Source organism: Pseudoduganella sp. GW821-FHT05F09, from assembly GCF_059419605.1.
This window is the reverse complement of record NZ_JBWKSD010000005.1, coordinates 180,946-202,281: the sequence shown is the minus strand read 5'-3', so window position 1 is coordinate 202,281 and position 21,336 is coordinate 180,946. Positions and strand designations below refer to the sequence as shown.

Below are 21,336 nucleotides of genomic sequence, written 5' to 3'. Positions count from 1 at the left end.
AGAGCGCAAGAAGCATATAGTCGAGTCTAACCAGGCGCCGCCTAAGGCAAATTGGTAGGCGACGCTAAGTGGGGCAGCTGAGCTCGAAACGGAGAAGCTGCCTCGAGCGGTAACCTTGAAATTGTTGCCACGCGACATCTATTGCACATTTCGGTCCGATCCCCATTAGAAATTCGGATATCTGCACGGGGTTATGATGTTTGTTCTTGATTTTTCAAAATCCGCCAAATTAGTCTCCAGCCATAATTTCCCATAATTTGCCATAATTTGCTGGGAGATCGTCATCTATTGATCTGATTAACTATCGCCATCAAGATGGCCTGATTGAGCGTCGAGGCCGGGCCGGCGGCGGTTACTGATGCGTAGTCTCATGTGGATGGAGTTGTGGAGTCGCTGCTGACTCCCTCAATCGAGGATGGACGTCACTGCCGCAAACCTATGCGATTCTCTTTTGCATCGCCTGGAACATTTCCGGGTCGACTAGTTCCTTCAGTTCTACTCCGAGCGCATTGGCTAGCTGCGCCATATTGTCTATCGACACGTTTCTAAGGCCGCGCTCCACTTCACTGACATAGACGCGACTCAAGTCGGCAGCGAGCGCCAAGTCTTCTTGTGACAGGTCCTTTAGACGGCGGAGCCGGCGCAAGTTTCCACCGAAGATTTCGCGTGGAGACAGGTGTGCGGCGGGCTTTTTCATAGCCTTTAAGCATCCGTCACACGGACTATACAGTCTACAAACTATAAGAGTCTAAAAGCAAACTATAAGTGACATATGCCGGCTTGGCTTGTATATTGGCAATATCCACTAGATTTGGGGCCGTCGGCGCCCGCGACATCATCAAATATGGCTACTACCGTCAAATGTGGAGGCTGCCACTCCAAAGTCACACCCAGGCTGTGGCACTACAGGTCCAGCATCCCCTTCAGATATATGAAAACGCAGCACCTGTGTCCGATTTGCGGGCGTTGCCTGTATGTTACCGGCGGGGAAATGCACTGGAGCGGGCACGTCTGGCTCACGGTCATGTTCCTCGTCACAGCGTCACTGGCCAATGCATTCAAATTCCACGAGAACTGGTTCCAATGGGCCTTCGTTGGCTACATTGCATATGTTTTATGGAGGATCGCGCGCGCAAGTTACAACCTGCTTGGCTGGCTCATTGCGAAGCTAAAGGGTTCCCGATAGGCGCCGCAGCAAATCCGCGCGTTTGCCACTTCTATTGGACATCCTAGGTGGATAACACGGACAGTCGCTGAGTCGTTCTAGCATCAACTGTCATCAATGTCGCACCGCCCTGTGCCATATGGGATACTTGAGGATTCTCCAGAGGAGCAGAGATGACTCTAGCGACCGACACCGTAGGACCGTTTGACGTCAGAACTGATGATTTGATCCAGATCGATGCTGGTCAAGCCGTCGAATTGTTCCGGCAACTTCTTGTCATCGAAGCGCTCAAGGTCGGTATCCCCATTACTGGCGTGGACGTTCCTGCCGCGATCAACGTCGCCGACGGCGGTATTGACGCTGAGGTATCTGGCTTGCCTGCGAACGTGCTGCCAGCCGGCCTAATATCCGATGGTTTGACCCGCTACCAGATCAAGACCGGGAGCTTCTCTGCCTCGACGCCATCTGACATTCGGTCGTTGCTTGTCAAACCTAAGTTCGTCGCTGGCGCCCAACAGCGCACCAAGGATGAGCTCCAGCCGCGAGTGCTCAGCTGCTTCGAGAAGGGCGGGACCTTTGTCGTTGTGCTTTTCGGCTCGGATCTCGTCGGCACCGCCGACGATCATGGTGCGACTCAGATCAGCCAGTTCATGGCGACCATTGATCCTAAGTTCGCCAAGGTTTCAGTTCGGATCATCCGAGCTAACCAGCTGTGCTCGGCGATCAAGGTGCTGGCCCCTGGCATCGCGATGCGCCTAAACCGCGCACAAGGCTATGACGACGCCGTCTTTCACGATCTGTCGTTCATGGCAGACTCTTGCGACCTAGAGGTCGACGGTTATCAGTTGACTAACGAACTCGAGAATGCCGCGGAGCAAATCATGCGCGCGGCCGACAGTATCAATGGGTTCCAGCACGTGCGTGTGCTTGGCGACGCGGGCGCCGGTAAGACACACCTTATGTATCGAGCGCTGAGTGCATCGAAGCTCAGTGGATGTGTCCTGTACTGCCGAGATCCGGAGCAAGCCTCGGCGAGCGGGCCTATGATGGCATTGAGGCAGATGGCGTCGAAGACCACTATTGTCCTGGTTGCAGATGAGTGCGACCTGGGCACTGCTGAAGAATTGACGGCGCTGTTCAAGAAGCTGGCCACCAAGATGCTGCTGGTGACCGCGCACAACATTACCGAGCCTGCAAGTGCGCATGCGAACACCCAGATCGTCGACGTACCGCGGCTCGAACAGCCAGTGGTTGCCGATATTTTCAAGGGCTATGGCATACCACTAGACAGCGCAAACTGGCTAGCAACCTTGTGCGAGGGCTCGCCTCGAGCGGCTCATCGGCTTGGTCAATACATTCAGAACAACCCTAGCCAACAGCCGGCCGAGCAACTGGCTCACTTGGATGGGCTCTGGGACCGCATCGTGTGCGCTCCCCACAGCATCGACTCCGCCGATGGACAAGACCGGCTTGCAGTAATCCGGACACTGGCATTGTTCCGGCAGGTTGCTTGGGAAACCTCGGATGGGCCGGTCGTGCAAGCTGAAGTGCTAGCGGTGCTCAAGCATCTAGACCAAGCCTTTTCTCAGCTTAGGCTATCCCGCTCTGTCGGCGAGCTGCGGAGGCGGCGGGTGTTGCAGGGGCCAAGGACGCTACTGATATCTCCGAAGTTACTCCACGTGGCCATGTGGAAGAGTTGGTTTGAGCAATATGCCCAAATGGTAGATGTCCTGCAGTTGCGTGAGGGGCTCGGAACTCGCATGCAGCAGCACTTCGATGCTATGCTCATGTTCGCTCAGGAATCCAAGGCAGCGACAGCGTGGGCGGATCAACTGATGGGTGAAGGCGGGAAGTTTGCATCCCTGGCGGGCTATACGACCGCCAGTGGTGCCAGCCTTTTTTTCGCGGTAGCGCAGGCTAAACCCAAGGCTGCCCTGCGCCGCTTTTCTCTTGCCTTGGGAAGTGAAACCGTTGAGGCTCGTCAGCGGTTCATGGGCGACGCGCGTCGAACGGCGGTTTACAGGCTTGAGCAGCTCGCCATCCCCTCCGAGACGTTCTTCGAAGCCGCACAATGCCTGCTGCTGCTGGCCGAGGCCGAGAACGAAAGTTGGTCTAATAACTCGACGGGAGTCTTCATCTCGTTGTTCGGCTTGGGCCACGGACCGATAGCCGCGTCTGAAATGTCACCCCTCGACAAGATCGACTACCTTCGCAAACTGCTGAGCAGCGAGGTACCGCTCCGAAGAGAGCTTGCCGTTCGGGCCTTGAGCAAGAGTCTTGACCCTTTCATGAGCCGCACTGCCATTGATGAGGTGATCGGCTTGAGGCGTCTGCCAAGCCGCTGGGAGCCTAAGACATATGAAGAGCTGTACGAGGCATATACCGCGCATGTGGGTTTGCTGGAAGATGCCTGTGAATATTTGCCTGCCCCGGAAGGCAGCGAGGCAGCCAAGGGAATCTTGAGCTATTTCCGAAGCCTAATCCTGATCCCGCCGTTGGCCAAGACAATCCTTGGGTTCCTGCGCCGCGCCGCCGAGATGCCTGACCTTCGCGAGCAGTGCGTAGAGACTGTCGTGGCCACCATTCATTACGAAGGTAAGACCCTGCCTGAAGCGATTTTGCTCGAGCTTCGCGCCATTCGTACTGCACTCACAGAGTCCTCCTTTGCGAACAAGCTTCGGCGTCACGGGGGTATGAAGCTGATCGAGGATAACTTCGACGCTGAAGGAGAGTATTCTGATGCAGTTGGGCCGGAGCTAATTCAGCTTGTCGCCGAGGCCGTGGCCAACCCTGAGCTACTGCAAACCGAGTTGGCATGGCTTGTGACGGACGAGGCTAAGAACGGATTTCAGTTCGGCCAGCTTCTCGGCCAGGCCGATGACCTGCGCTTGTGGCCCCCAATCGTTTCGGAGTGGATTAATGCCGGCGAGCGGCGCTCCGACTTCTTCATTGGCGGTTATCTTGCCGCGTGGCACGTCAAAAGAATCGATGTATGGGAGAAAATCGTCGAGGAGTTGCTTGCAAATGTTGAGATTCGTAGCTTCGTGATTGGCCTCGTCTGGCGTTCGGGGATGAGCGACCACGTCGCTAGGGTTTTGTTGGCTATGGGGACGGAAGGAAACATCGATCCAAAGGCTTTTCGACTTTTCATCTATGGCGGGGTCATCAACCAGTTTCCGCTGGATGTACTCGAAGATATCGTCGACCTTATTCTGGAGGAAAACGACCCGAGTGGACCCGATGCAGCGATGGAGATCCTTGATTCGCGATTGCGAGGTCATCCCGACGAATTAAGCATTCTTTCACCCCGCATCGAGCGGGTATTGAATTCAGCAGTGTTCGTTGAAGGGGCTGCGGGCAAACATTCCAACAACATGCTGCTGTTTCGTTGGAATGAGATTGCGAACCGTCTACTTGACTTCGATCCCGAGGCAGGGGCTAAGCTTGCAGTGCTGTGTATTGATAATTTCGCCAACGACAACAGCGTCACCGCAGGCTTTCACCCTGAGTCGTTGAAGTTCTTGTCAAACGCGGCTCGGATAATGCCCAATGTCGTTTGGCAAGCTATTGCGCGCCGCCTAGAGATCCATCGTAAGGAGGTCGGGACTTGGCATCTACTAAACTGGCTTCGCGGTGGTCGCTCAATACGTGAAGCCGATGATGCTGGTCTTGGTGTCATCCCTGCGGTGGTTGTCTTCGAGTGGGTGGATGTCGATGTGAACGACCGCGCATGGCTTCTTGCCGAGCACTGTCCACCGCTCATCGCTACCCCTTATGAGCCCACCACTTTCGCGCGGCAGATATTGGAACGTTACGGCGCTGTAGAGCAGGTTCGGCGCAGCTTGCATGCAAACAACTTCTCTGAGGGGTGGAGTGGGCCAGCTAGCGAGCATTACACTCGCAAGCTCGTAGCGTTGAACGCTCGTTTGGAAGTCGAAACCCATGGCAACGTTCGGTTGTGGCTAATGGAGCATCGCGAACGGCTTGAGCGGGCCATCGAGCAAGAATTGGAACGGGAGCTCCGCGAAAGCGAGCATTGAAGCTCTTGTGTCACGGTTTGCGCGCGACGTTGAGTGGGTGCGTACTTCAGCCGGTCATGGACATAGCGCTCGACATAATGGTCACGCAGGTCGACGCTTTCCTGGGCGTTCAGATCGGCCGTACGGACAGCCCAATAGCCTTCGGTAACGTAGCAAGGTGGTCACCATTGCGGCAAGATGAGCCCTTGCTCTCCGACACTTCAGGGTGTGAGCGTTCGCCTATTTTTCGGATGAGCAAAATGTTATCCATCACGGTGACCAGCCGATTTCGCCCTCAAGCAGCCAGCCAGTTTTGTCGGAATCACTTCGAATTCATGCATCGGACGATTGGGGCGAAGCGGTAAGATGTGCGATTAGTGTCGGTATTGCCCAAGCAGGCAAAAGCCTATGCTGGATGACACCGAAACTCGTCCTTTGTCCTTGTTCATTGAATTCTGGAAGAGCCCAAGTACGATCTTTTTTACTACGCTCTGCGATGACAAGCCCAGAAGGTGCGATAGCTAGGAAGAACTCAGGATGCGCGACGCCAAGTTGATTAAAGTCGAGCCGAATCGCATTGTTCGGCGCATCCAGCCACAAAGCAAGTTGTCGAACATTCCGTATCACATCGATACATGCCATGCTTGCGGCAGTTGAGGTCACGGCTGATGTAACACCGCCCCCAGGGCCGAAGTAATGTTCTCCCTTATGCTCGACAGGCGCCGTTACACCAGCGTTACGCAACAGCTTGATGTCACCAGACGAATTTGGCCCGGACATTACACGCATACTTGTGACTCGATACGGCTCTGCCTGCTCCGGCCATGAATCGATGAACGTTTTCAAAAGATCGTCTTGGGTCCACAAATCGCTCTCATTGTGGCTGCGCACATCAATAAAAGCCACTGCGTCATCATAGACCATTAAGAATAGCAGCCAGTCCGACCGCTGTGAAAACCGCTCACCCTGCTTGATGGGGGCTGTCGTCAAATGGATGTGATGGATACGCCAATCAGCCCATAGTCCGTCGGTTCGCCGCTGGCTCTTAGATGAACTAACATCGTTTCCGATCGTAGTCTTGCTGAGATATGGATTAACGTCTTCCCCTTTGGTAAAGAGGGTTTCAATCGACGATAGCGCCTCATTGATTTCCGCAGGTAAGTTTGGAATGGGAAAACGCGGCGATTTCTTAACGATGCGGGGTTGCGGAGCGATATGTCGTAACCGGTAGTCCATCCAACGGTAAAGCACTTGATGGTCCGCACCTGTACCCATGGCGGTATAGGTTAGGTCATAAGCCCGCACAAGATCCTGCGCAAGTTCTTCTATATCCTTTTGGAACTGTTTTGCAGTTGTCTTCATTGGTGCCCTTTAGATATTGCATTAGCTAACGTATTTCGCTGGAGGCTGTTCACTGACGCAAAATTACTTAGCATTATTCATATCTCGACTGTCCGTTACTGGCCGAACGCAGCCGACGTTGACTATTTAATCAGAAAATCTTCTTTATTTTTTCCTGCCAGCCACAGCGGGGCACGGCCACGACCACTCCAGGCCTCACCAGTTTCGCCGTTACGGTATTTCGCTGGCACAGGTTGACGGTCATTAGACGACTTGATCTTAGCACTACCGCCAAGGTCTCCCAGCGTCAATCCGTAGGTCTTCATGATTTCTGCAATCTGTGCTTTGGCTGACGCCAGCTCAGATAAACGAGCTTCTTTTGCCTTGTTTTCCAGTTCAGCGATTTGGGCTTTGATTTCTGCGTATGTGCTCATGCTTGTTTTCCTCTATTGGTCGGCGCAACCGGGAACACCTCGACTGGCCGTCGGCGCGCACCGAAGTGGCTCGAAGGCAAAGATAAGAATCAATACCTTGTTTGAGAGTTACTCCGCTGCGCGGTTGTGGTTAAAACTGTTTATGCATCTGTTTGTTCGGCCATTTCCAACGCATCGTCAACCTCGATTCCAAGGTATCGCACAGTGCTCTCCAGCCGTGTGTGACCGAGCAACAGCTGCACCGCCCTCAGGTTTTTTGTTCCGCGATAGATTAAGGTCGGTTTAGTTCTACGCATAGTATGCGTGCTGTACGCGGTTGGGTCTAGTCCAATTTCATCGAACCATTGATGAGCAATACGTGCATACTGCCTCGTCGAGATGTGATGCGAATTCCCCGACTGGGGAACAAGAAATCGTAGTGCCGGAGCTACGCGACAGTAATCCATTCAGCCAGCATTCCTCTGCGCGCCCATATCTCGCCAACACCAGACCGGCCGCATCAATCGATACCGGCCTTGGCACCGGCACTAGTCAAATCGCCATAGCCGGCGGCAAAGACTGACGGCAACAATACCTCCCGCAGTTTCCTCCTTCGCGGCTTGCCCAACGCCGGCCGGGAGCGTTTGCGCGCATCAGTTTGTGCCCGTGGCGGCGGCCGGCATCGTTCAACCCTTAGCGGCAGCGGCCCTTCGCCCGCCCGCTCATACTGAAAGTGCTCACGCCGCCGAACACAAACGTCCAGATCGTCGAACTAGATGCCCAGCAGAAGTGAGATACGCGGCGCGCGCAGTTAGGATGGCCGTAGATGTCATTCTGCCCCTCCGCATATAGCGCGCCTGTACTCTTGGAAGACTTCGGGTCTTGCGAGTGCGAGTCCATGCTTCCTGATTTCGGCATCTACTTTCCGACGTGCCGGGTGCTGGTCACCTTTAACTAGGGCGTTGACCGTGTCGGCAACAATTTTGGCGCGGTCGGCGGCAGCGATTTCAGCGTTGACTCTTCGCCCCTTGATTCGTTGCTCGCAAATTCGTTTGCTTAGATCGGGAAACCAGTATCGCAGTGCACTGCGTCCCAGCCCATAGGGGTGCCCAACTTCGCGGAGCGGTGGCGGCGCCAAGCAATTTGCAAACCGCTTTTCGATTGCCGCGCTGAATTCTCTGCGCTGTTGGGCCGTTAGCTGTGGACGAGGTGCGCGGGAGACGATACGGACTAAGGCGTGATTGAGTGTGGCTGATGACAAGCTTGCTGTATCCAAGTTTCCACTGCAGAGATCAACCACGTCAACGTCAAAGCATTGGCTCAACTGGAGGAGCTTTGGAAGGCTCACCTTTTGCCCTTTGTTGAGCCATCCGTTTAACGCCCAAGCGTTCCATCCCAAGGCCTGGCATAGACGTGCACGGTTTCCTAGATAAACGTCGTCGAGGATGCTTCTAAGAGACCGGCAAAGCCGCTCGTGGGTTACTACTGACGAGATACTGGCATGGCGATCCATCATTGCCGCAAGGAGACCTTCGCAGTTCAGAGATTCGCTATCCAGCTCGACCGGGTGCCTTTGCTCCACATTGGTCTCAACGCTGCGTCGAGCCAGCGAGGCACCGCAGTTGCTGCACATGGCCGCCTCGGCGATGCGTGGAATGAATGGCTGCGCTTTGTCACATTCAGGGCACCGCTCTTCTAGGCGACAACCGTGCACTACGCAGCGCTTGTACGGCGCTAACGACCATAGGAGCGGCGTGTGCGTCTCGCGGTCCTTCTGCAACTGATCGCCGTAGCAGAACGGGCACCAGCGCGGGCACCTAGCAAGGAAGCCCTCACTTTGCGCCGGAATGATTCCGTCCCATGGAAGCATCGTAAGAATTTGAAGATCGCCCCTGGAGGTGAGTGCATTGAGGATCCGCGCGAACAGTTCAGCGTAAGTGCCTAACCCGTTAATCGGGCCCGAGTACTCAGCATAGAAGCTGTTATAGACGAGGCCCTTGATCTGTCCGTCTTGGGCCGCCAGCACGTGTTTGACGAGGTCGCGTGGGCTCAGGGAGTGAGCGCGAGCAAGCCTGACCAGGTAGGAACGTAGAGATTCCTGATGCTGCGTGCCGACGTCTTTGGGCTCCAGATTGTAGAGCACACTGCGCTCACAGATTTTGAACTCAGCCTCTGCAATGGAGGGAGGATTAGGCGCTCGCATATGCCTCTCCCACTGGATCGCGTACAGGCAAGCGCTTCCCGACCACTGTCCCGCGCTTTTTAGGCTTTTTTTCGTCTCCGGGCGGAACCCCGAAGTGGAGCAAGTTCATCAGGTCAGCTATAGGCTTGTCCCGAACCTTTTCCTCGCCAAGCAGCGCTTCAGCGGTAATAGTTTCCAGAGCTTTGACGGGCTGTGCGAAGCCTTGGATGAAGTCCCAGTTGAAGCGCTTGTTGTTCAGTTCCAGGTGTCGCGCATATGCGCGTGACAGCCAGTCTTTCAGGATGCCAACACAGCCAACGCTTCGTATATAGAACTCGTCTGCGTTCGCTTGAAGATCAGGGAATTCGCTTAGCGGTAGCCGTCCTGCCAAGGTATTCAGCGCCTGGACAAAACCGACTTTTTCTTTTTGCTTCCGGTGATCGTAGCGAGGGAAATGGATGATTTCACTTCTGCGTACCAGCTGACCGCTTTGATCGCGGATATCGAGCAGTCGATATGTCCCGACCAGCACGATCGTCGCCTTGGTTTCAATGGCCAATGATTTCAGTGCTTCGAACTGAAACTCCAGGCGCTTGGGGTTATTGACCATGAGGATGTGATGCGCCTCGTCGATGATGAGGTACCGTGTTCGGCGTCGGAGCAGGCAAAGTTCAACCGCACGGCGCAGGGTGTCAGCGACGGCTCTATCGCTAACCACATTTTGCCTCTCCTCTGGAAAGAGGCTTAGCTGATGTGGGGCAGTCACTTTGCGGTCAATCAATGGCTCGCGTGCTCGCTCCAGAATCCGGACGTAGAAGTCCTTCCAGCTGAACGACGCTGCAGTAGGCGCGATCGCGTTCACTTGCAAGATGGGCACGAAATCCCTCTCGTTGTTCATTTGCTCAGCAAATTGTTCGCTGATGCGCCGGTACAGAGTTGAAGCCAACGTAGTCTTGCCTACGCCGGTCGGGCCGGCAAGCATTATGACCTTCGGCGAGGCATGACCATATAGAGCTTGTTCCGTCTGCTTCGATACATCTTCAAGCATCGCATGCTTGATGGTGCAATTCTCGAAATAGGCGATGCGGTCAGCGATAGGTGCTTCCAGTAGCTCACGTGGAAAATGCTGTGTGTGAGTCATTTGAATTCTCCTAGCTGAACAGTTTTGATCGATGCCCACGACATATCCGGGGCGTCGTCAGGCCACGAGGTCTGCACATCGTCGTTTTTCACTACGCCATCATCCGTATGGGTTTGTTGCCCTTGCTCCGCATCCTTACGTTGCTGGAACAGCTGGGCCTGGGTCTGATCCATACGTTGCAAAAGTCTTGCTATCTGCTGAGCGTTGGTCGCCCTGCGCTCGTCGGTGCGTCGATTCTTCCCGTTGATTTCGGACGCGAGAATCATGATTTCACGCTCGGTTTTTCCTTCGAAGAGGCCTGCATACTCCGACTCACAAAGCCTCCACTGACCCTCTATATACGCGTAACCAGTGGCGAGGTTAAAGGGGTCATACCGTACGGGCACTTTAGCGTGCGCGTTTGCAGGATTGCGCATCAAGGCATGGCGATAGTACAGATAGCCAATTTTCAGCCCCTTGCCAGGAATGATTGTCGCGTAGCCGGTCTTGGTTGATGGCAGGCATAGCATTTCAATCTCGTCAGTGATGGGGATCAGACGCATGGAGCGCAACCCAGTGCGTGCCATGCCCACGGAAAACGCTTGTTTAGGGCTGACTCCCAGGGCAGGATGTTCGAGCTCACCGTAGAGCCGGTAGGCATAGTCCTCGAATCTCGGCATGAACTCGCCCAGAGTCCACACTGCACGCTTGCGAGGGTCATGCGTGTCCGCCATCTGTCGAGGTTTTTGCAGGGCTTTGTTGTTGCCGCGAAGGTTATGCACGAGCTGGGTGTTGTTGATCCCGAAAAAGCGCTCCATGACCGATCCGAAACGAGCCTTCTGGGGCGGGCGACTTTTCTTGGTAATGCCGAAGCGGGCCAGGAAGACTTCGAAATAGATGCCGTTAAACTCGGACCCGCGGTCAACAACGATGGCCGATGGGACTCTGCTGTGTCGACGCAGGCATTCCCTCATTAGCATCATGCATGTGCGGTAGCTGGGCGGATCGAACATCAAGACAAAGGCGAGTACTGTCCTGGAATATGCGTCAAGCATGACGGACAACCAAGGCTTAGCCAGCAACTCGCCGAACTCAGATCCGACAAATTGGAGGTCAAGTTGTGTGTGGTCGATGTGAGCGATTTCGAAGGGACGTTCTCCATGTCGAGGGCTTGATCGATCCAAGTAAAACTGCACTGGCTCTTGGGAATAGGCGGCTCGCTGCCCCTCGCGAGCGAGGGTAAGGTCATACCCGGACATCGAAAGTTTGATCTCTCGGCGGAATGACTTTTCGCTCGGAGGTATCAGGTTCTCTTCCTCGCATCGATTGCGGGCATGCCCCCAGCATACAGTGACGCTCTTCGCGTCTGCGCCGGCATACTCTTCCGAGATTACGTCGCGCATTATTTCGATGACGCGGCCGCACAGTTTGCGTTGGCGATTCCCACGCGCGGATATCCTCGGCACCAAGCCAATGATTGGGTCGTTGTACTTTAGTTCCCCTTCCCGCTGCCGTTGTTTCCAGTTGCGAAGCGTTCGCCCACTAACCCCGCTTGCCGGCGGATGCGCAGCAACAGGTGCCAGCATGCTCGAGCGATTCGCCGCTGCGGTTAGGTCGCCTGGACTGGCCTTGCGATACAAGTCGGAAAGAACGCATTCAGTGTCTACCAGCACTTCGTTGGCGCGAATTTCTCCCGCTTTCGACAATCGCTCCAGCTGCTGACGCTTCATGCTCATGGCTTCTCCATCCGATGATTGAAGAATTACATGATCTGGACTCACACTTCTTATTGAAAATGCCGCGCCCGCCCACGTTAAAGTGGCGCCAGGGGCCAGATGCAACGCTTTTACACTCGGCAATACAGCGCCCGTCTGCGCCGGTGCGCTGCGGGCCTTAAAAACAGTCGACGTTTCATAAGAGGCATAGACGTACGTTCTGTCGGGCTCGGACATAAGTTCATTGAACAGGTCCACATAGAGCTCGTCGTTTGCCACGGCATAGTTCAAAAGATCAGCATCGACGCGGTGCTCGTTGAGCAGTTCTGCAATTCGCAGGCGCTTTTCTGTGGCAAGAAGTGACTTGAGCTCTGGCAATGCTTTCAAGGCGTCCTTCGGCGCGGTGGCGCCCCAATAGTCTGCCAAGTACGACAAGTTGCGAATGTAGAGCTGCGGATTTTGTGCTGATGAACGCAGCTGGAATCCGAGGCCAAGAAGAGCTGCGTACTCGTCCGCGGGCGGGCATTGCCATGTCATCGAGTCGTCGCGCACGAACAGTGGTGAATGATTAGCTTCTTTTTCAAGCAGCCATTCTTCTGTCTTGCATTCAACCCAGCCGATGAAGTCTTCCTGGATCACAAAGAAGTCTGGCGTGGTGATGTGGGCGCCGCGTTTGCCGTTGGCCTTCGCGTAGCTCATCTTTAGCTGGGGCGGCTGGTCGTAGTACTCATACGTCTGAGGGTCGTGCTCCCAAAGATAAATGGCCGCAAGTTCATTCCTGTGGCTCTCCGCCTGGATGGTGCATCCCATCTTCTTACTGGGGAAGCGGCACGCAACGTTCCCAGCTTTACCCTCAACATTGCGTGAAGGGGGGGCGCTGCGGATTTGCTGAATGATCGCACGGCCCTTGATAGGCACGTTCAGCTTGTCCATGAGTCCATTCAATTGCTCGTTGTTCAACATATTTATCCTCCCAACCGTTCGGCACCTTGCCACACACGGTTTCTCCTGCGTTAGTCACAGTTACAAGGTAACCCGCCAAAATACGGTTGCAAGTAGGGATATAATATCTTGCTTAAAGCATTGATTTTAAAAACAAATAGTGAAAATTTTGAAGAAAACTAGAGGAGCTGGACGGCCCGAAAAGTGGACACTTGCGCGCTGGCAGGTTTGTCTTTGGGCTGCGGCCGTAGGAGTTCGAGCTGGCGTTAAATCCTTGAGAGACCTGGAGGCAAGGTTGGGCGACGATGGCAAATGGGAGGGAATGTGGGATCGCTATGCTCGTGGCTTAGTTGTCCCGTCTGGCAAACGAATTGGGCGAATTGAAATGATGGTACCAGGCGCGGCGAAGTACTTTTACGCAGGGTTTTGGCAGTTGCTTGAGAACCGCGCCTATAGTTGGGAAGAATTAGACAGTACGATTGACACATTGCCGCCTTGGCTGTTTCCGAATTTGCGGCGCACAGCAAAGTTCGGTCGTATAGGCGGATCGGGGAAAAGTGCCCAGTTCCTGCAAGAAGCGGTGGAAATGATATTCGATCCGAACAATGGTATTTACGGTATGGCAGTCATATTGATACTGATACGGGAAGCCGAATTGGTTCAAGATGAACGGCAGTATGTCATGGCGCTTAAGTCATGGGCGCAGGCCAATGAAAATAGGATGTTTCATCCAATAATCTCATACCTTTCCGATCCGGCATTTACCAGAGTCGCGAGCCCCCTGCAGGACGTAACCTTTGGTAATAACAATAACAACGAATGCTGGGTTCGATTCCTAAAAACATATTTGCAGCGTTATTATGCGGGGAAAAACCCAAGCCCACTGGACTTTGACGGCTTGCATTGTGTTAGCCTGTTTTTTGATTTTGTTCCCTTGGAACAGGAAGTTCTTGATCGATTAGTTAAATATGATCCTCATGAAAGAGGGCGATATATTAGTTATCTGAAGCATTTGAGAGTTATTGAGAGGCATGTAGGGTTGGATCTATAGTATTCAGCGCTAAGTCGTTGGGGTATGGACTTGCGCTAGTAGAATTCCATGAGATAGTGAAAAATCCTCTATTATTGGAATGCATATGAAAAAGTCCTATCCTGTAGAAAACGGGGATTTGATCGCACTGGCTTTGGGAACACAATCTACTGTCACATTTATGAAACGCAGTGGAAAATTTCATCGAAGATTACGGATCAGCCGTATAAACAAAATTTTTTACGAGGTGGTCTTTCAGGATTTTGATGGAAGTCGCTTTGAATTCGTTATTAATGTTGAGTTGGATCTAGCCAGTCTTAGAGTGCCGTCTATGGATGGCTCTGCGGAGGAATGGATCTTCCTGGATAAGTTGTGGTCAACAACGCTTGATTTTTTGAACTGTTGAACTAGCAATTAATATTGCGCGACCTAACACAGCCCATTTTGACAGGGCTGTTTTATCCCGAGGGAATCGCACCCATGGGGATCTAACTTACGACTTGGCCCGCCTCGCCTCCCCAAAGCATGATCAGCCTGCAATGCGCCAAAGCCACGTTGGAATTTAGGATCAGTGGGTGGAGTGTTTTGTTCGTTGATGGCCCGGTGAGGCAAACGTATCTTGCGTTGGCGTGACTGTGGCGGACTAGCATCAATGTAAGTAGTTAAACATATCGCCCGGTTGACCATGTCTTCGTGTTCGTGATGGCAGCGCGCAAAGAGGAGCCCCAGTGACAGGTCACTTTTGGAAAATCTTGACTACGAAAAGCTAAGTTAATGAGGTGTTTGTCGAGATTTTTGTATGAAATGTCTTTAGCTTGCCTTCACAAGGAGTGCTAAAACACTTGAAGTGTGATATTTTCAGCAACAAGTTGCGGTAATACTTTGCCCAGTACGGAGTGACAGGTAAAATCGCTCTCTGCGGCCTAGCGATATTTTAGAAACGTAGGGCTGGCGCACGGCGCGTCGCTCGCTTGCGATGTCTATATGACATCACTGCAAAAAGAACAAGGAAAAATTTTGATTCGTACTATCCATCCATTTCCAGCGCGCATGGCGCCCGAACTAGCACTAGCGACGTTAAACAACTTAGACACTGACAGTGTAGTTTTAGATCCCATGTCAGGTTCTGGAACCGTAATCCGACAAGCAGCTGAGATGGGGCACAGGGCCATTGGGGTTGACATGGATCCGCTAGCCGTACTGATGAGCCGGGTTTGGACGAGGTCGGTCACTGATGATTTGATTGAAAGGGTATCGAATCAAGTTTTTCAAGAGATAGCTGAGATTGGGAGCAAGGAATTTACGCTCCCATGGATTGATAACGACCTTGAAACTAGTAATTTTATAGATTTTTGGTTTGGGAGCTCTCAAAAGTTTGAACTGCGAAAAATTGCTTTTGTACTACATAGTATGAGCCAGAAGAGGTTTTCTAAGGAAAAGAAAGCTGCCATTGATGTGATAAAAATAGCACTTAGCAGAATAATTATTACAAAAGAGCAAGCCGCGTCATTGGCTCGTGATACTTCGCATAGCCGGCCGCATAAAGTTACTTCGGAGTCAGATTTTGAAGTACTCCCGAATTTACGACGGTCGATAGCACAAATTCGAAAACGTTTACTTGAAACTCCTATGACAGGAGGGGCTGAGGTAAGCCTTGGCGATGCCCGCAATTTAAAAGGGATCGACGATAATACCGTCGATCTTGTCTTGACTTCCCCTCCATATTTAAACGCTATCGATTATCTACGAGGGCACCGTCTATCGTTAGTGTGGTTAGGGCATCGTATTGGTGAACTTAGAGGGATTCGGTCAAGTAGCATTGGCGCAGAACGCGCGCCAGACAAAGCATTGCTGGTAGAGAAATACCAACCAATTTGGTCTGCCATGTGCGACACCGATGCGTTGCAGCGCAAGTATGTCTCAATGATACATCGGTATTCTGATGATCTTTATAAAATGATGGCTGAAGTTTCTAGAGTGCTGAAAGACCAAGGAACCGCAACATTTGTTGTTGGAAATTCTTGCCTGCATGGGAATTTCATTCGAAATTCGGCAGGTGTGGAGGCTGCTGCGATAATGAATGGAATGCAAACCCTGCATACCTTCGAGCGAGATTTACCGTCGGGAAGTAGATATTTACCGACTCCGGCAGATGGTTCGCTTGGAAAAAGAATGAGAACAGAAACTATCTTGACTTTTGGACATGCGTGATAGTTATTCGCAGTATAAAATGAATAAGGGTTGGAGAAAATGATCGCTCCGTTGGAAGATGTGAGCCAGGCCTACAATTCACCTCGGAGACTGGAGTGGCTTGAGTCTAGCGGAGACTGGGACATCGACTCCATTCCTGAATCAAAAATTCATAAAATACATTCCTATCCAGCAAAATTCCCCGCGTTTCTGGCTACACGGGCATTGGCGTACGCGAGAGCGCAGGGCATTAATCCAAGGCGGATAGCTGATATTTTTTGTGGATGCGGTACGGTGGCATACGAAGCTAGGCGCGAGCAGATGGACTTCTGGGGCTGTGACATAAATCCAGTCGCGACATTAATTGCATCTGTAAAAAGTTCGTATTGCGATCCTGTCCTGTTTTTGGCGTTTCACGATTCAATTATTAAGAATTTTAATTCAACGGATTCGGAGACGGATTTTTCATTGCGCCGTACAAACAGATTGCTTTATTGGTTTAATCTAGAACAGTTCCATGCGTTGGCGAGATTGAAAAATAGTATTTTTCTCACTTTGTCTGACAATGATCTTTATCGAAATGCATTTCTTTGTGCTTTTTCTGCGATATTAAAAAGCACATCGCAGTGGCGGCAACGATCTACTAAGCCGCAAATTGATCGAACTAAATTGCCAAAAGACGTTTTGAAAGAGTTTTCCAAGCAATGTGCTTTTATGGCCAGCGCTTGGCGTACAGCAAAATCGAGCGAGAAAACTGCATCTAAAATTGTAAATGGTAACATCATAAGTGTTCCTGCTCCTCATGAACTTATGGATATGATTATTACGAGCCCTCCATATGTTACATCTTATGAGTATGCAGATTTACACCAACTTTCCTCTTTATGGTTAGGTTACGCAGAAGACTACAGAGAATTAAGAGATGGTTCGATTGGCAGCGGCGCGAATACAATTGATTTGCGCAAGGAGCTGAGGAATTTGAATGATGTGGCATATCAAATTGTTTTTAGTTTATATAGCAAGGACCCGTTGGCGGCCCGTTCCGCAGCTAGATATTATCTAGACATGCAAAAGGTTGCGGAGCGCTGTTTTTCTTTCTTACGGCCTGGCGGGTTGGCATTTTTTGTCATTGGTGACACTAAGCAAAGTGGGATTCAGCTCGACAATGCAGCGCATCTCACAGAATCGCTAATGAAAACTGGCTTCAAAAAAGTGTTGGCTACAAAGCGGACGATTTCCAATAAATTACATACGCCGTATCGTGATGATAGCGGTCGCTTCTCGCAGCAAAAGCTTTCTAAGATAGTTTATTCTGAAGAATATATTCTTATCGCACACCGATGACTCCTAAAAAACTAAAATTCCGCCCGTATGCTCGCCTCCTGACCATGTTAGGAGATCAGCTGATCAAAAATGAACGCATTGCGCTCGTCGAAATCATTAAAAACTCATATGATGCCGATGCCTCATGGGTAAAAGTTACATTTGAGAATTTCGATCCTGATTTTGGCGCTAATAGTATGTCAAAAATCGTCATTGAGGATGACGGAATCGGCATGACTGAGTCGGTTATTGAGAATCATTGGGTAAATCCTGCGACACCGATTAAATTTCTTGGGAAACAAGATAATCCGGTTACAAAAAAAGGCAGAGTAATTCAAGGTGAGAAGGGGATTGGCCGTTTCGCGTTATTGAAATTAGGTCGGAAAATTGAAATTAATACACGCGCTGTAAGGCAAAAGTCTGAGCTAGCGCTAGTCTTGGACGTTTCTACGTATGACGAAAATTTTTTAAGTAAGAGCGAGTCTGCCCTCTTTTTAGATGATATTGGAATTACTCTGTCCTCGACGGAAAGCCCACAATTTATCAGGCCTTATAAAATTTCGATTGGTGCACGTACAATTACTCGTCCTGGCCACGGCACACGAATCGAAATATCTTCTCTTTCTAGCGCATGGTCTAGGGCAAAAGTTGCAAAAGTATTTGAGGATTTGACGAGGCTTCAATCGATTTTTGTAGCAAATGATGTGTCGCAGGAAACGGAAACGGATACTTTTCAACCGGTTGATGATTTCGAGGTTTCGATATTTCGTGACGAGGAGTATCAACCATTCTCTGTCGAGCATAAAGAGAGACTAGAGACCATCATTGCCAATCAAACGGTACTTAAGGCAGAAGGTGGATTTGATCCAGATCAGCTGCAATTCCATTTCAGTCTTGATGGGGTACCCAAGATTCTTTCGCTAAAAGATTCTGAATTGTCAGGAATGACGGCTTTTAGAAATTACTTTGGTAAGGACGGAAGCCTACTTAAGCAACGTGCAATTCAAAGTGGACCATTTTCCTTTGCTTTCTATGTTTTTGATTTTAGCAATGACGCTAAAGGAAAATATGAACTAGATGGCGAGCAAAAGAAATTAATTAAGGAACATCGAATATACCTATACCGAGATGGAATTCGTGTTTATCCATACGGCGACCCAGAAGACGACTGGCTGCAAATTGATGTAACCCGCGGAACCATCCGTGCAAGTGAATTTCTGAGTAACGATCAGGTAGTCGGTTATGTCAATATTAGTCAAGATGGAAATCCAAACTTAAAAGATAAAACCAGCCGGGAAGGTCTAATTGATACCGGTTATGCGACTGCGGATTTTATAGCGCTTTTGCGGCTAATCTTAGCCTGGCTTCGGAAGGGGCCATTCGAGTTGTATCGCAAGAAAACGGCCGTAGTGCGAGAAGTCGAGGTCTTCAAAAAGGAGCAAGTTCAAGGTGCGTTGGATATTGCCGCGGAAAGTGCTCTATCTGCTCCGCCTAAAGTGCAGCAAAATATTGCAGCAGCAACTAAATTATATAAGGCAGAGCGAAAATATCTCGTACAGAGAGCTGAAACCACAGAGCATTTGGCGGGTGTTGGGCTTTCTGTGGAAACAGCCTCTCACGATCTCATGGTGGCCATGAACCGCACACTTGCGGTTGTAGACTCTCTAATATCGGAAAGCCAACGGCCTGGTGACTTGGATAAAGAACTTGTGACTCGGGATCTATCAATGGTCCGAGGTACGCTATCGTTTATTCAATCGCAGATGAAGGATTTGCAACTACTGTTTAAATCCACAAAACAACGCAGGAAAGATATTCGCGTCACTGAGATTCTCGCTAAAGTGATACGTCTATTTCAATCTGTCTTGGATGCTGCCAGTATTTCCCTCGAGGTGGAGGAAACGGCAACTCCGCTGGTTGCGAAAACTACGGATGCCGTCCTGCTACAACTGTTTTTGAATTTATTCGATAATGCCGCGTATTGGTTGGAAAGTAAGGCTGGCGAACGTAAGATACTTATTACGTTGGATGGTGAAGAGGGAACTCTTATTTTCTCGGACAATGGTCCTGGAATAAAGTCAGATGATATTCCTTATATTTTTGACCCATTCTTCTCCGGAAAAGGGCAGGATGGACGCGGGTTGGGCTTGTACATCGCTCGACAGCTCTTAGAGCGCCATGAATATACTATAGAATTGAGTGATCTCAAGTCTCAAAAACTACTACCAGGAGCTAATTTCTTGGTTTCTTTTGTTAAGGAAGAAAAATAATGTCTGCACAAGGCTTATTTCAAGGAATGGCAGTGGTAATTGATGATGAGCTTTCCAACGCTGAATCGGAAATTGTCAAGATAATAGAGTCCATTAAGGAGCACGGTGGCCATGTAATAGGGATGGATGCTCTGCCTGCAGTAGATGCCGATTATCAGAATTTCGGGGGTGCAGCCTTTTTTATTATGGATTGGCAACTGCATGGGAAATTGCTTGTTGATGCTGATAGTGGAATTTCAATAAAAATACCGCCTCTCTTGGAGAAAAAACATTTACAGGAAAAGGTGGATTTTCTTACTAACCTAAAAAAATCTAGGTTGGCCCCCGTATTCATTTTTACGAATGATGATACCGACGTAGTGAAAGATGCGCTTCATAAGTATGCCGATCTTTACCAAAAGGACCAGCCATCTCATATCTTTGTATGCAGCAAAGATGAAGTGCTTAAAAAAGGTGTTTTTGTCGTTCTTAATGACTGGCTCCAAGCCACCCCGTCAGTACTAGTACTTAAAACTTGGGAGCAGGAGTATGAACGTGCAAAAAATTCGATGTTTGCGGAATTTTATAGCCGGAGTATTTATTGGCCAGCACTGCTTTGGAAAACTTTTGACGATGATGGTATTCCCGCTTCCGATGAGTTAGGCCGGGTAATAACTCGAAATCTATTTTCGAGGATGACGCCATTTCATCTTGATTTGAGTGGGTTTTCTGAAATAATGGAACAGCATCAGAAAAGTAATCCGACTGAATATCAGCAAACTCTCCTTAAGGTACTCGAAGGTGAGCGTTTTGTAAGAAAAGACGGGCTGCACGATGACTCTATCGCGCCAGGAGATGTTTATAAGTACAGTGGAAATTATTGGATTAATATCCGTCCTGATTGCGACTGTGTAGTTCGGGGGGATATGGGTGATGTTGATCTTTACTTGCTAAAAGGTAGTAAAGTCAGCAACAAAGAAATCGAGAAATCTTTAAATGTGGAGCGAGGGAATTTTTCTGAGCGCGAAGATGAGGTGATCGTCTTTGCGATGTATGATGGAGTTTCAGTATCGTTTAAGCTCAAGGAGATTCATACTAATCAATGGAGTAAAATTAAGGGAAAACGGATCGGCAGGTTACTTGCCCCCTTCCTTACACGCGTGCAACAAAGGTATTCAGGATATCTTCAGCGGCCAGGCTTGCCAAAGATTCCTAAGGCCGCCATGCCTGCAGCAATTGTGCTAGCAGCCGAGGCTGCGCAAAGAAAAATTGATGAAAAAGAAGTTCTTGAAGAGATCAAGGAAACGGTCCCAGGGCAGCCATCCGCCACTCCGATCATTCTTTCTCCCCAAGCTCAGGAAGATGTTCTCGTTGCTGAAAGTGTGAATAGTTCGGGGGCCGCAGATGTCCTCAATGCTAGTGAAAGCATGGCTGGCGCTCCAGTGCATGAGGAGGCAAGCCGTAATGACCCAAAGCCAGGATGATTCAGGGTTTTTTGTCAAGCGTGTGGTTTTGGTTTAAGCGCCTGCTCAAGACCCCTGAATCAAAACCGTAGCGAACCAGACATTCCGAGCTCAGCCTGCTCAGTCTCAATGGCGATCATTGGCATGATCGCCGCTTCGCGCCGATGCTACCTATTCGTAGGTG

13 protein-coding genes and 1 pseudogene are annotated in these 21,336 nt (G+C 50.7%); 7 read left to right on the top strand and 7 right to left on the bottom strand.

The features are described 5' to 3' along the window. Positions 1–436: 436 nt before the first annotated feature. Positions 437–697, bottom strand: coding sequence for a helix-turn-helix domain-containing protein (locus AC07S4_RS17720; protein ID WP_494987915.1), 261 nt, complete (start codon positions 695–697; stop codon positions 437–439). Positions 698–1,338: 641 nt separating this feature from the next. On the opposite strand from AC07S4_RS17720, the gene AC07S4_RS17715 reads away from it, so the two are divergent. Then, positions 1,339–5,205, top strand: a complete 3,867-nt coding sequence (locus tag AC07S4_RS17715) for a hypothetical protein (protein ID WP_494987914.1) — start codon at positions 1,339–1,341, stop codon at positions 5,203–5,205. A gap of 312 nt (positions 5,206–5,517) precedes the next feature. Here AC07S4_RS17715 and AC07S4_RS17710 read toward each other — a convergent pair whose 3' ends face one another. The 6 genes and pseudogenes from AC07S4_RS17710 to AC07S4_RS17685 form a co-directional block, all read right to left on the bottom strand. Beyond that, positions 5,518–6,546 (bottom strand): hypothetical protein, encoded by a 1,029-nt coding sequence (locus AC07S4_RS17710; RefSeq protein WP_494987913.1) that lies wholly within the window; start codon positions 6,544–6,546, stop codon positions 5,518–5,520. 122 nt (positions 6,547–6,668) lie between these two features. After that, complete coding sequence (locus tag AC07S4_RS17705; RefSeq protein WP_494987912.1) at positions 6,669–6,959, bottom strand: H-NS histone family protein; 291 nt, start codon at positions 6,957–6,959, stop codon at positions 6,669–6,671. Between the two features lie 140 nt (positions 6,960–7,099). Next, positions 7,100–7,386 (bottom strand): annotated as a pseudogene (locus AC07S4_RS17700) (tyrosine-type recombinase/integrase); the annotation flags it as partial. Positions 7,387–7,767: 381 nt separating this feature from the next. Beyond that, a complete protein-coding gene (locus AC07S4_RS17695) occupies positions 7,768–9,141 on the bottom strand; it encodes a TniQ family protein (RefSeq protein WP_494987911.1) in 1,374 nt (457 codons plus the stop codon). After that, positions 9,128–10,261 carry a TniB family NTP-binding protein gene (locus tag AC07S4_RS17690; protein WP_494987910.1) on the bottom strand — a complete coding sequence of 378 codons (1,134 nt, stop codon included), beginning with the start codon at positions 10,259–10,261 and terminating at the stop codon, positions 9,128–9,130. The genes AC07S4_RS17695 and AC07S4_RS17690 overlap by 14 nt, the downstream gene beginning before the upstream one ends. Beyond that, on the bottom strand, positions 10,258–12,918 hold the full coding sequence (locus AC07S4_RS17685; RefSeq protein WP_494987909.1) for a TnsB C-terminal domain-containing protein: 2,661 nt from the start codon (positions 12,916–12,918) through the stop codon (positions 10,258–10,260). Before AC07S4_RS17685 ends, AC07S4_RS17690 begins: the two co-directional genes overlap by 4 nt. Positions 12,919–13,192: 274 nt before the next feature. Between AC07S4_RS17685 and AC07S4_RS17680 the strand changes: the two genes are divergently transcribed. The 6 genes from AC07S4_RS17680 to AC07S4_RS17655 all read left to right on the top strand — a co-directional run bounded on the left by AC07S4_RS17680 (position 13,193) and on the right by AC07S4_RS17655 (position 21,173). Next, positions 13,193–13,948, top strand: coding sequence for a hypothetical protein (locus AC07S4_RS17680; protein ID WP_494987908.1), 756 nt, complete (start codon positions 13,193–13,195; stop codon positions 13,946–13,948). An 85-nt stretch (positions 13,949–14,033) separates the two neighbouring features. Next, positions 14,034–14,333, top strand: a complete 300-nt coding sequence (locus AC07S4_RS17675; RefSeq protein ID WP_494987907.1) for a hypothetical protein — start codon at positions 14,034–14,036, stop codon at positions 14,331–14,333. Between the two features lie 578 nt (positions 14,334–14,911). Then, on the top strand, positions 14,912–16,138 hold the full coding sequence (locus AC07S4_RS17670; RefSeq protein ID WP_494987906.1) for a DNA methyltransferase: 1,227 nt from the start codon (positions 14,912–14,914) through the stop codon (positions 16,136–16,138). Between the two features lie 39 nt (positions 16,139–16,177). Then, the gene (locus AC07S4_RS17665; RefSeq protein ID WP_494987905.1) at positions 16,178–17,461 is read left to right on the top strand and encodes a hypothetical protein; all 1,284 of its coding nucleotides are present in this window, start codon (positions 16,178–16,180) and stop codon (positions 17,459–17,461) included. Beyond that, complete coding sequence (locus tag AC07S4_RS17660) at positions 17,458–19,710, top strand: sensor histidine kinase (protein WP_494987904.1); 2,253 nt, start codon at positions 17,458–17,460, stop codon at positions 19,708–19,710. The genes AC07S4_RS17665 and AC07S4_RS17660 overlap by 4 nt, the downstream gene beginning before the upstream one ends. Then, positions 19,710–21,173: a hypothetical protein gene (locus AC07S4_RS17655; protein ID WP_494987903.1), complete on the top strand. Its 1,464-nt coding sequence runs from the start codon at positions 19,710–19,712 to the stop codon at positions 21,171–21,173. The genes AC07S4_RS17660 and AC07S4_RS17655 overlap by 1 nt, the downstream gene beginning before the upstream one ends. The last annotated feature ends 163 nt before the right edge of the window (positions 21,174–21,336 follow it).

Excerpts from the sequence above, each read along its gene's own strand:
- AC07S4_RS17720 (WP_494987915.1), bottom strand. The coding sequence starts at position 697 with ATGAAAAAGCCCGCCGCACACCTGTCTCCACGCGAAATCTTCGGTGGA.
- AC07S4_RS17715 (WP_494987914.1), top strand. The coding sequence starts at position 1,339 with ATGACTCTAGCGACCGACACCGTAGGACCGTTTGACGTCAGAACTGAT.
- AC07S4_RS17710 (WP_494987913.1), bottom strand. The coding sequence starts at position 6,546 with ATGAAGACAACTGCAAAACAGTTCCAAAAGGATATAGAAGAACTTGCG.
- AC07S4_RS17705 (WP_494987912.1), bottom strand. The coding sequence starts at position 6,959 with ATGAGCACATACGCAGAAATCAAAGCCCAAATCGCTGAACTGGAAAAC.
- AC07S4_RS17695 (WP_494987911.1), bottom strand. The coding sequence starts at position 9,141 with ATGCGAGCGCCTAATCCTCCCTCCATTGCAGAGGCTGAGTTCAAAATC.
- AC07S4_RS17690 (WP_494987910.1), bottom strand. The coding sequence starts at position 10,261 with ATGACTCACACACAGCATTTTCCACGTGAGCTACTGGAAGCACCTATC.
- AC07S4_RS17685 (WP_494987909.1), bottom strand. The coding sequence starts at position 12,918 with ATGTTGAACAACGAGCAATTGAATGGACTCATGGACAAGCTGAACGTG.
- AC07S4_RS17675 (WP_494987907.1), top strand. The coding sequence starts at position 14,034 with ATGAAAAAGTCCTATCCTGTAGAAAACGGGGATTTGATCGCACTGGCT.
- AC07S4_RS17670 (WP_494987906.1), top strand. The coding sequence starts at position 14,912 with ATGACATCACTGCAAAAAGAACAAGGAAAAATTTTGATTCGTACTATC.
- AC07S4_RS17665 (WP_494987905.1), top strand. The coding sequence starts at position 16,178 with ATGATCGCTCCGTTGGAAGATGTGAGCCAGGCCTACAATTCACCTCGG.
- AC07S4_RS17660 (WP_494987904.1), top strand. The coding sequence starts at position 17,458 with ATGACTCCTAAAAAACTAAAATTCCGCCCGTATGCTCGCCTCCTGACC.
- AC07S4_RS17655 (WP_494987903.1), top strand. The coding sequence starts at position 19,710 with ATGTCTGCACAAGGCTTATTTCAAGGAATGGCAGTGGTAATTGATGAT.